Annotated in this window: 11 protein-coding genes; 1 reads left to right on the top strand and 10 read right to left on the bottom strand. The window is 69.0% G+C overall.

What is annotated here, in order from left to right:
• Positions 1-92 precede the first annotated feature (92 nt).
• The 3 genes from AB0937_RS17125 to AB0937_RS17115 form a co-directional block, all read right to left on the bottom strand.
• The gene (locus AB0937_RS17125) at positions 93-356 is read right to left on the bottom strand and encodes a hypothetical protein (RefSeq protein ID WP_366712534.1); all 264 of its coding nucleotides are present in this window, start codon (positions 354-356) and stop codon (positions 93-95) included.
• A gap of 75 nt (positions 357-431) precedes the next feature.
• The gene (locus AB0937_RS17120; protein ID WP_366712532.1) at positions 432-740 is read right to left on the bottom strand and encodes an SCO5918 family protein; all 309 of its coding nucleotides are present in this window, start codon (positions 738-740) and stop codon (positions 432-434) included.
• 546 nt (positions 741-1,286) lie between these two features.
• Positions 1,287-1,490 (bottom strand): cold-shock protein, encoded by a 204-nt coding sequence (locus AB0937_RS17115; RefSeq protein WP_003973099.1) that lies wholly within the window; start codon positions 1,488-1,490, stop codon positions 1,287-1,289.
• A 433-nt stretch (positions 1,491-1,923) separates the two neighbouring features.
• Between AB0937_RS17115 and AB0937_RS17110 the strand changes: the two genes are divergently transcribed.
• The gene (locus AB0937_RS17110; RefSeq protein WP_366712530.1) at positions 1,924-2,058 is read left to right on the top strand and encodes a hypothetical protein; all 135 of its coding nucleotides are present in this window, start codon (positions 1,924-1,926) and stop codon (positions 2,056-2,058) included.
• A gap of 91 nt (positions 2,059-2,149) precedes the next feature.
• Here AB0937_RS17110 and AB0937_RS17105 read toward each other — a convergent pair whose 3' ends face one another.
• From AB0937_RS17105 to AB0937_RS17075, 7 genes are all read right to left on the bottom strand, one after another.
• Positions 2,150-3,691, bottom strand: coding sequence for a GGDEF domain-containing protein (locus tag AB0937_RS17105; RefSeq protein WP_366712528.1), 1,542 nt, complete (start codon positions 3,689-3,691; stop codon positions 2,150-2,152).
• 56 nt (positions 3,692-3,747) lie between these two features.
• The gene (locus AB0937_RS17100; protein WP_366712527.1) at positions 3,748-6,534 is read right to left on the bottom strand and encodes a response regulator; all 2,787 of its coding nucleotides are present in this window, start codon (positions 6,532-6,534) and stop codon (positions 3,748-3,750) included.
• A 507-nt stretch (positions 6,535-7,041) separates the two neighbouring features.
• A complete protein-coding gene (locus AB0937_RS17095; protein ID WP_366712525.1) occupies positions 7,042-9,144 on the bottom strand; it encodes an ATP-binding protein in 2,103 nt (700 codons plus the stop codon).
• Entirely contained in the window at positions 9,141-10,628 is a 1,488-nt protein-coding gene (locus tag AB0937_RS17090) for a glycosyltransferase (protein ID WP_366712524.1), read from the bottom strand. Before AB0937_RS17090 ends, AB0937_RS17095 begins: the two co-directional genes overlap by 4 nt.
• On the bottom strand, positions 10,625-11,725 hold the full coding sequence (locus tag AB0937_RS17085) for a HEAT repeat domain-containing protein (RefSeq protein WP_366712523.1): 1,101 nt from the start codon (positions 11,723-11,725) through the stop codon (positions 10,625-10,627). The genes AB0937_RS17090 and AB0937_RS17085 overlap by 4 nt, the downstream gene beginning before the upstream one ends.
• On the bottom strand, positions 11,722-12,096 hold the full coding sequence (locus AB0937_RS17080; RefSeq protein WP_102909533.1) for a response regulator: 375 nt from the start codon (positions 12,094-12,096) through the stop codon (positions 11,722-11,724). The genes AB0937_RS17085 and AB0937_RS17080 overlap by 4 nt, the downstream gene beginning before the upstream one ends.
• Positions 12,096-12,500, bottom strand: a complete 405-nt coding sequence (locus AB0937_RS17075) for a response regulator (RefSeq protein WP_366712520.1) — start codon at positions 12,498-12,500, stop codon at positions 12,096-12,098. Before AB0937_RS17075 ends, AB0937_RS17080 begins: the two co-directional genes overlap by 1 nt.
• Positions 12,501-12,686 lie beyond the last annotated feature (186 nt).

The raw sequence follows: 12,686 nt of genomic DNA, 5'->3' as shown, positions 1-12,686 counted from the left end.
GACAAACGCGACTACATCTTCAACGGCACCCTGACCGTCACCGCGATCGTCATCTGGCTCCGAGACACCGTCCAAGAGCCATCAGAAACGGCCTAATCGTCGTCCGGCTCGGCCGGCGGGGTGGGCCGGGGGCCTTCGTCTGGCACAACCACCAGGCGTACAGCCATGCGCCGTGAGTCAGGCGGGTGGTCACCGGGCTCGGTCAGATGCTTGCGCAGCAGCGTCTGGTACTCCTCGACGAACGTGGCGACCTGCTCCTTCGTCATCCGCAGCCCTGAGCGTTGGATCTGGTTCCAGCCTGCGGAGGAGTCGTACCCGGCGTATGCGCTCACGACCAGGTTCAGGTCATGGGTCATCCAGTGTGGGCCCGACCGGCGTACCGGTCGGGCCCACACTGCTGGTCAGGTGTCGGCTCGTGTCTGTTTACCCGGTCAGACCGTGACGGGGGTGCCGAGCATCGCGGAGGCGTGCTGCATCGGGCTGAGAATGCCCAGGGGCGCTGCCTTCGGGACGGCGCGGCAGGTGAAGCCGAGCTGAGCCATGGCCCGCAGGACTTCGGCGGCGCTGAAGTCACGGCGGTCCTGGCGCGTGATGACCTGGCCGACCTGCTTGGCGGGGTAGTGGCGGCGGCCGATGATCACCGATTCGCCGGTGACCGGTTCGGGCTTGATGCCCTTCATCGATTCCAGCACGCCGCCCTTGGTGAGCTCGAAGGGGAAGCGGGCGATGACGCAGCGCATGTGGCCTCACAGAGAGAAGAGGGGAGAACGGTCCGACCAGGGGCGAGGTATTGCGGCAGGCCGACGGCCGTAACCGCCGGAGCGGACGGGGGCGCCGGTACGGCGCGGTGCCTGCGAGCCGTTGCCGCTGCCGCCCCTTCCGGCGCCGGCACGGCCGTCACCGGTGCGGGCGGGGCGGTCGTTCGGGTACGTGCGGTTCATGCGGAACCTTCCTCGATGTGGCACATATCAAGGAATTCCCGCCGCGATGAATGGCATGGAGAATTACAAGTATGGACCGGTGGCAAAAGAATGCAGATCTGGCCGGCGGATACATCCGTGGGCGCAGGTGCTGAAATGGGTGACGCGATGGGGACCCTGAGATCCGGGCGCCGGCTGCGGTGCAGTGCTTCAGGATACGTCCGCGTCCTGAGGGAGGAACCGCTTGTGGTGGTACTGCGGATTCCTCCGGGGCGTCCCGCGGGTGAAAGCCGCTGCGGGATACGCATGCAGCTGGGGCCCGCACCCCGAAGGATGCGGGCCCCAGCTACGGATTGCGCGTGACCGTCAGGCCGGAACGATGTTCTCGGCCGTCGGGCCCTTCTGGCCCTGCGCGATGTCGAAGTTCACCTTCTGGCCCTCGAGCAGCTCACGGAAGCCCTGCGCGGCAATGTTCGAGTAGTGGGCGAACACGTCGGCGCCGCCACCGTCCTGCTCGATGAATCCGAAGCCCTTTTCCGCGTTGAACCACTTCACGGTACCAGCAGCCATGTCATATCTCCTTTGGGGCAGTGCATCAGCATCCGCACCCTGCGGACGCCGTGTCGCCGCGATGATTACCCCGCCCGGAAATGACCGGAAATACAAAAGCGCTCCCGACCAGCAGAAGCCTGATGGGGACACTTGAAGTTTCGGGAACCACAACTGCAACTGAGATAGACAGTAGCACGCCGAAGCGGCCCGTGTGCGGTGGATAATTCCACTCTGCTCTTCGCTGCAAGAACTCACTGCCGCCCGGCCCCCCAAAATCTGATCCCTGGGGAACAGATATTAATTCACTCGGAGTTTGACGTCTCAGGAAGAGTTGCCGACCGGCGCTCATCATGGATTGGCCTGGACGCCCACGGACGGTCTCTACAACGTGCCATGTGGTACCGCGGCCCCCTGGCTGGCACCACGTACCACTCATCAAGATCCGGACCAGGTGCGGACCGAATCCAGCCTGGAACTCGACGTTTCCACTCTTTGTCGCAGGTCAGGAGCGAGGTCAGGCGTGTACCACCAGCAGACGAAGAACATGCTGGTGTCGTACTCGGCCAAGTGGCTGGGCTTCTTCTAGACGCGGAGGAAGGGCGCCTGCCGGGGCAGACACCCGCAGGCGTCCTTCTCGTGCACACTTCGCACGGTCGCGGCCCGCGTCGCGGTGGCCGTTACAGGGCCTCGAACATCACGGCCTGGTTCTTGCCTGCGGTTTTGGCGCGGTACAGAGCGACGTCGGCGTCCCGCAGCGCTTCGGCCGGTGTGGTCGGCCTGGTGATGCACCGTGCTCCGATGCTTGTCGTCACGCGGACCGAGTGGCCACGGTCGAGGATGAAGGAGTCCATGAAGGAGTCGAGGATCCGCATGGTGTAGTCGCACAGCGTTCCGGCGTCCACGCCTTCCGCGAGGAGGGCGAATTCGTCCCCGCCGATCCTGGCGACCGTGTCCTGCTCACGGACCCTGGCTGTCAGCCGCCGGGCGACGTCGATGAGCAGTTCGTCGCCGGACGGGTGGCCCAGGGTGTCGTTGACCTCCTTGAAGCCGTCGAGATCGAGCATCAGCAGCGCGGCGGGGAAAGATGCGGTACACCGGCTGAGAGCAGACTCCAGGCGCTGGTTCAGCAGCGCTCTGTTGGCCAGCCCCGTCAGCGGGTCGTGGGTCGCCTGATGGCTCAGCTGTTTCTGGAGCTCTTCCTGTTCCCGCAGTGATGCCGCGAGGTAGTGGGCCTGTGTCCGGGCTTCGATGGCCCTGCTCTGGGCGTACTGGGCCAGGAACGCGATGCGCAGCACCAGCAGCAGCGAAAGGGTCGCCAGCATGCCGACGATCACCGTGATGTTCACGGGCTGGCCCCGGATGCCCCCGACATTGGCCAGCACGATCAACGGCCCCACCAGGATGAGCGCGATCAGGATCGACAGTCGCTTCCGGGGCATCCTTTCCTTGCCGTCCGACAGCCGTGCCGGCCAGCCGACGGACGGATGCAGCGCCGCAACCCCCAGCAGGAGGGACGACACCATCCACCCCACTTCGGACACGTCCTCCGCGATCGCGGTCCCGGTCGTGGCCATCGTTCCGTAGTAGAGGCCGTCGGCGGCGAGGAGGACCAGCAGCCATCCGCTGCACAACAGAATCGAGGGGGTGCGCTTGCCGGTGGTGAGCATCAGCCGTGCGGCCACGCACAGCAGCACCAGGTCGGCGACGGGATAGGCCACGGACACCGCGAGCGGCCACGCGGACAGCTCGCTGCGCAGGTAGGGGGCGATGATGAACGCCCACGCCAGGATTCCGAACCCCAGCGTGACGATGCCCGCGTCGAGCCACCCCGCCCAGTGCAGGCGGCCGGTGTGCTGCCGGGCCAACGTCACCAGCCCCGCGGCGAACAACAGGTAGCTGCCCAGGTAGAGAATGTCGGCCACACCCGGGAACGGAACCTCTGCGTCGCGGACCTGGTACAGGCCCCAGATCGCGTCCGCCACCGCGAACGGTGCCATGGCCGCCGCGAAGAGGAGCCACGGCAGGAAGGACGGCGGCCTGTTCCTGATCACTCCCCATGCGATCGCGAAGACGACCGAGGCGGCAATCAGTACGGGCAGCATGTAGCGCGCCGTGGAGGAGGTGACCAGATAGATGGTGATCAGCACGGCCCCTGTTGCCGCATACATCCAGGCCGTCGCATCACGGCGGACGGGCACCAGGACTTGAAGCTTGCCCACAGTTCTCCTTCCCTCCGGCACGTACGCCCGCCAGGGGGCGATATCCGAGCGGCTCGTCAGCCGGGTTCGTGGCCTGGAGGGTGGGAGCGCACCGTGTCGAGGGTGCGACAGGTCCGGTCGAGTTCGTCCTGGAGGCGAGGAGCGGTCTCGGCGAGTGAGGCCGGCTCTCCGGACCGCGCGTGCTCTTCCAGCTCCTGGCAACAGGCGGCGAGGCCCACAGCGCCGATGTTCCCGGCGGCGCCTCTGAGGCTGTGAGCCTGGTCTGCGATCTCCCGCGAGTCGTGGCGGCCGAGCGCGTGGAAGAGCGCGCTGGTCATCTCGGGGGCCCGGACGAGGAAGTGGTCCACCAGCCTGTCGACCAGTTGGTGCTCAGCCGGGGTGCCGGCGCCGCGCAGTTCGTCCAGCCGCTGCTCGATGGAGACTCGCAGGTCGTCGTTTCCCGCCTGTGGTGGAGTGGCGTGGACCCAGCGCGCGAGGGCTTGTTCCAGCTCGTCGGCGCTGACGGGTTTGGTGACGTAGTCGTCCATGCCCGCGGCCAAGCACCGTTCCCGGTCCTCGGCGAGGGCTCCGGCGGTCATGGCGATCACCGGCAGGTGCCCGTGGTCCCCTTCCCGGCGGCGCAGTTCACGGGTGGCGGTGTAGCCGTCCATCCGGGGCATCTGACAGTCCATCAGCACGGCCTGATAGCTGTGCTCTTGGGTCATGAGCAGAGCTTGGGCGCCGTCGGCGGCGATGTCCGTGCTGTAGCCGAGCCGGGTGAGCAAGCCCTGGGCGACCATCTGGTTGATCTCGTTGTCCTCGACCAGCAGGAGATGGCCCCGGTGGGCGTGCTGGGGCGCGGTGGAGGGTTGCGCTGCCGGAGCCGTCGCGGCCACCGGCGATGTCCGGGTGGCGAGTTCGACCAGGGCGTCCAGGAGTTGGGACTGGTGGACGGGCTTGGACAGGCTGCGGGCGATGCCGGCCGCGTGCAGCTCGGCGGCGGGCGGCTGGGGGCCGGAGGTGAGGAGCAGCAGCGGTACGCGGGCGAAGTTCTGGTCGGTGGTGATCCGGCGGGCGAGTTCCAGGCCGTCCATGTCGGGCATATACATGTCGACGATGGCAAGGGTGAAGGGACGGCCCGCGGCCTCCGCCTCGTGCAGGGCCACCAGGGCCTGAGGGCCGCCGGCGACCATGGTCGGCCCGATGTGCCATCTGCGCAGCTGCGCGTCGAGGATCAGCCGGTTGGTGTCGTTGTCGTCGACGACCAGGACCCGCATCCCGCGAAGGATGTCGGGGTGCGGCGGGGCCGGGGGCAGTTCGGGGGCGTCGGGGGCGCGAACCGGTACGCAGAAGGAGAAGGTGCTTCCCTGGCCGGGCCGGCTGGTGACGCCGATGGAGCCTCCCATGGCCTCGGTGATCCGGCGGCAGATGGCCAGCCCCAGACCGGTGCCACCGTAGCGGCGGGTGGTGGAGGCATCGGCCTGGGAGAAGGCGTCGAACATCCGCTCCTGATCGGCCGCGGCGATGCCGATGCCGGTGTCGGCCACCTCGAACTGCAGCCATGGCGCCTGCTCTGCGGGGGGTCTGGCCGGGGCCGGGCCGGCACGCAGCACGACCTCGCCGGATTCGGTGAACTTCACCGCGTTGGACGCCAGATTGAGCAGGATCTGCCGCAGTCGTCCGGAGTCCGCGAGCACCATCGCGGGCAGGTCGGGATGGCAGTCGCTGAGCAGTTCCAGGCCCTCGGCCTGCGCGGTCTGCGCCACCAGCGAGACGACCTCCTCCACCAGCACCTGCGGGCTGAAGGGGACCTCGTCCAGTTCGAGCTTGCCGGCCTCCAGCTTGGAGAAGTCGAGGATGTCGTTGATCAGCGTCAGCAGCGCCCTGCCGGCGGCATGGATGCCCTCGGTGTAACGCCGCTGCTCGGCATTCTGCTCGGTGCCCAGCAGCAGCTCGCTCAGTCCGATGACGCCGTTCATGGGGGTGCGGATCTCGTGGCTCATCGAGGCCACGAACTGCGACTTCGCCTGGGACGCGGCGATCGCCTGGTCGCGGGCCTCCGCCAGAGCGGCCTCCGCCTGCTTGCGCTCGCTGATGTCCCGGATGAAGGCGTTGAAGCAGCGCGCCTTCGCCGACTTCAGCCTCCACACCGCCAGTTCGACCGGGATCTCGTGACCGTCGTGATGACGGGCGGTGAGCTCGACCTGACCGCCCAGCACATGAGACTCTCCGCCGGCCAGTACCCGTCGCAGACCGGCCCTGTGCGCGTCGTGGTACCGCTCAGGGATGATCGTCTCCGTCAGCGGACGGCCCATCGCCTCGTGGTGACTGAATCCGAACAGCTTCTCAGCACTCTGGTTCCAGTCGATGACCAGGCCGTCCTCGTCGATGGAGACGAAGGCGTCCCGGGCGGTCTCGATGACTGAACGTGCCTGATCCTGCAACAGCCGCAGCGCTTCCTCCCTGCGCCGCTGCCCCTCCGCCTCACGGATGAACCCGCGCACTTCGAGCGGCTCGCCTGAGGGGTCCCGCACCACCCAGCACGTCATCTCCGTCCACATCGGGTGCCTGTCGGCATGCCTCAGACGCAGGCACACCGCCACCCGGCCGTCGCGGAGCAGATCGCGCTCGGCCCACTCGAATTCCTCCGCATCGGCCGGGTGGACCCAGGACTTCACCGAGGTCCCCACGATCTCCTCGGCCGGCCGGCCCAGCAGTTCCTGCCCCGCGGCGGACACCTCCCGGTAGACGCCGTCCAGCGTCCGGCGGAAGACCATGTCCGGGGAGTTCTTGAGCAGCAGCCGAAACCGCTCCTCGTCGTCCGCCGCATACTGCCTCGGCGTGGCTGTCGACTCCGGTTCCATCGTCCGCCTCCACATGTCAGGCGCGACCACGAAGCGTGGCCGGGACCATCGAACAGACCGGTCGCGACGGTTTCGATGCGGCGCATGCGATGACGGCGATCAGGCGATCCGCTCGTCGGACATTTCAAGCAAAGAATGAACCAGAGAAGATCGCAAATCGGGCAGGCCGAGGTTGAAGGGCTACGTTCGGCCTGCTGCATTCGGGGTACCCGGTCGCCGGGCACCCGTCTGCCTTCGCTTCCGGTGACAGTCTTCTGACGGTCCATCAATTCCCGGAGGCGAGGCCAAGTCGTCACACCCTCGACTGAGCGCTGGGCGACGACTCCGCCCGCCGGCCTCAGCGATCCCCGTATCCTGCACGGCTGGACCCGAAGTCCGGTCGCAGCGGCTCACGTTCCCCCGCGGCACAGGCCGCCCTCGACCGCTTCAGCGTCGGCCGCGCGCGGACCGGACGGCGCACCACCTCCAGGACGGCACCTCCGAACCCGCCCGCTGCGGCGACGCCGTTCAGGCGGAGCCCGCCGCACCGTCCGTATGACCCGTGAGCGGCAGCCACGTGGTGATCGTGGTTCCCCGGCCCTCTTCGGAGCACACCTGCGTTCGGCCGCCGTGGTTCGCCACGATCGTGTGCACGATGGTCAGCCCCAGGCCGGTTCCCGGGATGGCCTGCTCGGTGGCGTTCGAGGCGCGGAAGAACCGCTGGAAGAGCTTGGTCTGCTCGGTCGCGGGGATGCCGATGCCGGTGTCGCTCACGCGCAGGACCGCCTCCCCGTCCTGCGCGTCGGCTCGTACGCTGACCGTCCCGCCGCCCTGGGTGAACTTCACCGCGTTGGAGAGCAGGTTCATCAGGACCCGGTCGAGTTGTTCGCCGTCCGCCTCCAGCACCAACGGCTGCTCGGGGCAGCGCGTCTCCAGTCTCACCGAGGCGGCCTCGGCGGCCGGTTTGATCGCGTCGGCCGCCGCGACCACCAGCTTTCGCAGGTCGATCGGTGCCTTCCGGGAGGTGAACGCTCCCGACTCGATCCTGGAGAGCGTGAGCAGATCCTCGATCAGGGCCCGCAGCCGGTTGGCGTTGCGGTCGACGACCTCCAGCATGCGCAGCTGGGACGGGGAGAGCGGATCGCTGTCCTCGTCCTTCAGCAGTTCGATGTATCCCACGATGCTGGTCAGCGGGGTGCGCAGCTCATGGGAGACGGTGGACAGGAAGTCACTCTTGGCCTTGTCCAGGGCGCGCAGTTTGTCCACCAGGCCCGACTCCTTCTCGTAGAGAAGGGCGGTGTGCAGGGCCCGGCCGATTCCTCCTGCCATGGACTCGGCGAACTCGACGTCCACCGGACGCCAGGGGCGGTCCGCGCTGGTTCGGGCCACGGACACGGCACCGATCGGTTCCTCCCCCACCCCGATGGGGATGATCACCGCCGAGTCCAGCCGCAGCGCGGCCACGGCGGTGCGGTTCCCTGCCGGCATACCGGTCTTCCCGAAGGAGCCGGGGGCACCTGGCATGGGTCGGGTGTCCGACACGTACTGGGACAAGTCGGTGACCAGCCAGGGCGTTCCCCGCCGGTAGTGGTCGCGGACCACGTCGGCCGGGATCGTCGGGATGCCCCTTCGCTCGTCGTCGGACAGCAGGCCCCGCTCCGCGGACCACACCCGGGCCAAGGGAAACCCGGAGCCGCCGTCCTCGGCGAGCATGATGAAGACGTAATCCGCAGCGAGGACCTCGCCGATGCCGTTGCACGCCTCGTCGAGGACGTAGCCGACGTCGAGGCGGTCCCTGATCCGGATGCCGGTCTCCTTCGCGGCCGTCGACAGTCGCTGCCGTTCCTGCTCGACCGCGCGCAGCCGGTCCCTCTCGTCCGCGAGCAGGTTGACGGACCGCGCCACCGCCCGGATCTCCTCCGGCCCCGTCACCTCGGCCCGGGCGGCATGGTCTCCGGCGGTGAGCCGGCCGAGCGTCCGCTCGGTTCTCCGCAGCGGCCCGGTCAGGGCGCGCGTGGTGTGCACCGACGTGTACACGGCCAGGGCGAGGGCCGCGGCCAGTGCGGCGGCGAACCCGGCGATGCCCGCCCGGATCGCGGTGTCGGCGCGGTCCTCCAGACGCTGCTCTTCTTCGCTCATCTGGTCGTCCAGGCGGGCGTTGGTCACCTCGAACGCGCTGAAGCGCCGAGAGGCCTCACGGGTGAGCGTGACGGCCCGCGCGCTTCCCGGGGTGGTCTTCGCCTGGTCGTCCGCTACGCGCAGATACGCCTCGATCTGCCGCTGCTGCGTCATGAGATCGTCTTCGTCCAGGACCGCGTGCGCACGGACGTCGGCACTGATCGACGCGATGCTCTCCCGGGCGGCACGGAAGTCGGCGAGCTCACTCCGGTCGCCCGTGACCAGGTAGCCCCGCATCGAACGCTGCGCGCTGACACACGCGTTGAGCAGGCGCACGTTGTCGTCCTGGGCGGGGAGCACGCGGTCGATGATCCGGTCGCGCTGGCTTTCCAGCGCCAGCGCGCCGATCAGCGTGCTGGCCCCGCACAGGGCGATCAGCAGGATCAGCAGCCCGAACGCGAGGGCGAGCCGGTGCGCCACCCGGCCGGCGCTCCATCTGGAGGCACGGCTCATGCCCGATCGCCTCCCTTCTCCCTCACCGGGGCGGGAGAGTCGAATCCGGCCCGGGTCATGGAACCCCACACCTGAGGGGATTTGCGCAGCCCGTCCCACATGCCGCGCAGCCGCCACCACGCTGTCATCTGGCGGTATCCGATGTTCTCGGCCACTACCCCGACGATGCCTCCCCAGACGTCCCGCCACCGCGTGAACCGGTGGAAGGCGTACTCCTCCACCGCGACCGACACCATGCCGACGACGATGGCGTAGATGTAGGCGACGGCCAGGAAGCGCCACAGGAAGTCCGCGTTCACCGCGCCCATCAGTACGCCCAGGGGTACGAGGACGAGCCCCGCGAGTTCCACCAGCGGGGCCAGCAGTTCGAAGACCACGTAGAAGGGCAGCGCGAGCAGACCGATCCGGCCGTAGCGGGGGTTACCGATCATGCGGCGGTGCTTGAGCAGGATCTCCGTCAGGCCGCGGTGCCAGCGTCGCCGCTGGTGGGCGAGGACCTTCCGCTGCGAGGGCGCCTCGCTCCAGGAGATCGGCTCGGCGACGAAGACGATGCGGTAGTCGCGGCCCTGCTCGCGCATGTGCTTGTGCAGGCGGATGACCAGTTCCGCGTCCTCGCCGATGCAGTCCGGGTCCATTCCGCCGACCGCCACGACCGCGTCCTTGCGGAAGAGACCGAAGGCTCCGGCGATGATCAGCAGGCTGCCGAGCTTGGACCATCCGGTGCGGCCGAGCAGGAAGGCGCGAAGATACTCGACGACCTGAACGCGTCCGAGCAGGTCCGGTGGCACGCGCGCCTCGACCACGCGTCCCGCCACGACGGTGCAGCCGTTGGCGAGGCCGACCACACCGCCGGAGGCGACCACCCGCTGCGGATCGTCGCAGAACGGTTTGGCCACCGCGAGCAGCGCCTGGGAGTCGAGGATCGAGTCGGCGTCCACCATGCACACCAGCGGGTAGCGCGCCAGGTTGATTCCGACATTGAGCGCGTCGGCCTTGCCGCCGTTGTCCTTGCGGGCCACCACGAGGCGTACCGGGCCGCCCCTGGGCAGATGGACGGAGGTGACCCTGCCGCGTACGGGGATGTCGTCGTGCACCACGTACTCCACCTCGGCGAGGTCGAAGGCTTCCCGCAGGGCGTCCAGCGTGCCGTCGGTGGAGCCGTCGTCGACGACGACGACCTCGAACTCCGGGTAGCGCAGCAGCAGCATGGCCCGTACCGCTTCGGCGATGCCGGCCGCTTCGTTGTGCGCGGGCATGATCACGGAAACGGGTGGGGTGAGGGGACTGGTGGCGGCCTCGTCGTGGCCTGCGAAGGGAGCCCGTCGCAGCGTTCTGACGAACTCCCCGAGGGCGATGAGGATCAGCACCAGATAACTGGTGTTGATCGCCAGGAAGTACACGATCACCACGCTGTCGCACACGGTGATCAGCGAGTGCACCGCGCCCAGCAGCGACTCCCACGGTTCGCCGGCCGCCACGCTCACAGCGCCACCTCCGCGCGGACGTCGTGGCGTGCGGCCCCGACCGCCGATTCGGCGAGCACGGCTCTGGCCTGGGCGGCGGCCGGTTCGCCGGAGCGGTCGTCGGCCGCCGCGTGCAGCTCGGCCCGTCCTTCCGGGCCGAGCTGCATCAGCGCGCGAGCCGCGGTGGCGGCCACATGCCGGTCAGGGTCGCCGAGCAGTTCCGCCAGCGGGCCCGTCGCGGCGACGGCTCCCAGCGTGCCGAGGGCCCCGGCGCCCACCATGCGCAGGGCGACCGGCTGGCCGGGCCGGACGGCCGCCAGCAGCGGCTCCAGGCCCTCGGGCATGCCCAGTCTGCCCAGCGCGCGTGCCGCTTTGACGCGGACCTCGATCTGGGGGTCCTCGCGCAGTGCACGGGCGATCTCGGACGTACGGGAGACCACTCCGGTCGCGCCGAGGACCTCGATGGCCACGGCCCTGGCGAGGGGTTGCGGGTGTTCCAGCCCCGCGGCCACACTCCGCTGTGCCTCCGGCCCCAGGGAGACCAGCGCCCTGGTGACCGCGGCGGGTGGCACGGCCCGCGGTCCGTGGAGGGACTCCAGCAGGTACGACACGGCCTCCGGTCCCCCGCACCGGCCCAGCGCCCGGGTGGCGGCCAGGCGTACCTCGGGGTCGCGGTCGGCCAGCAGACGGCACAGCGACGGGGCGGCGGGGCGGTGGCTGAGCTGACCGAGCACCTGCGCGGCGCGCCCCCGCCGGACCGCGCTGCGGCTCGACAGGTCGGCGACGGCGTCCACGGCGGCCCCGCGCAGCTCGTACAGGCGGACCAGCGCCGTGCGGGCCCCACCGGCGACCTTGCCCAGCAGCGCGGTGAGGGTCGGCTCCAGCGCGACCCAGGTCCGCCTGTCGATCTCCGCGAGCCGGTTCAGCAGCTCGGCCTGCTCATCCTCCTCCGCGCACAGGAGCTGCAGCAGGGAGCCGCGCACCGGTGCCGCGATTCGCTCGCGTCTGCGCTCCCGGTGACTGCGCACCAGACGGTTGCCGACGATCAGCAGGCCCAGCGCCAGGACGACGGCCAGCAGGATCAGCAGCGCGCCGCGGACGATGCCGGCGGAAATCACCGTTCCACCCGGTTGAGCACCGCGGTGACCCTGCTGGAGAGCTCTCGCGGGCTGAACGGCTTGATGATGTAGTCGTCGGCTCCCGCCGCGAAGCCGACCTCGACGTCCGCTTCCTGCGACCGGGCGGTGATCATGATGACGGGGAGTGTCGCGGTCTGGGCCGTGGCGCGCAGTTCCCGGCACACGTCCAGACCTGACATGCCCGGCATCCGGATGTCGAGCAGTGCCAGGTCCACGGTGTTCTCACGTGCTGCCCGGAGCGCCGCCATGCCGTCTTCCACGGCCGTGACCTGGTGACCGCTCTGGGTCAGCTTGAACGCCACCAGATCCCGGATGTCCGCGTCGTCGTCAGCGATCAGGACATGAGCCATTACTCCTCCTGGGACTCCTGGGACTCCTGGGCCACAGAGCTCCGGTAGGAGTCAACGAGCCGCACCACGGCCGACTGCCGGAACGGCTTGGGCAGCACCTCGTCCGCGAGGCCGAACAGTTCTTCCCGGTCGAGCACCGAGGTGACGACGAGACGGCATCTCCTCGTCCGGTCGTCCGCCCGCAGCCTGTGGACGACCTCCCGTCCGTCGATGCCGGGCAGCATCACGTCGACCACCGCGATGTCCGGCGGGTCGGCGAAGGCGAGGTCGAGCCCCTCTTCCCCCGAGTGCGCGACCGCCACGGGGCATCCCCGCTCGCGGAAGTGCCGCTCCAGCAGAGCGCTCACATCCTGGTCGTCGTCGATGACGAGTACGCGAGGTGGGAACATCACCGTCCTGTCCACGAAGCCGAACTGTCAGTCACACATTAGAACCGTTAGTTAACCTTCACCACATATGCCCCATTTGCCCCACCTTGGGCCCGCTGCTCGGCGAAGGCAGGGCGGACCGGTCCGAGGCCTGCGCCGCGCCCGAGGGGCCTCGGCGCCCCTCACCCGGAGCCGCTGGACCCGGGCGTCCTGCATCCCGGG

The organism is Streptomyces sp. NPDC047880, from assembly GCF_040706515.1.
In the GTDB taxonomy this organism is placed as follows: domain Bacteria; phylum Actinomycetota; class Actinomycetes; order Streptomycetales; family Streptomycetaceae; genus Streptomyces.
Note: the sequence above shows the minus strand (reverse complement) of the source record. Positions and strands in the feature narration are given on the sequence as shown.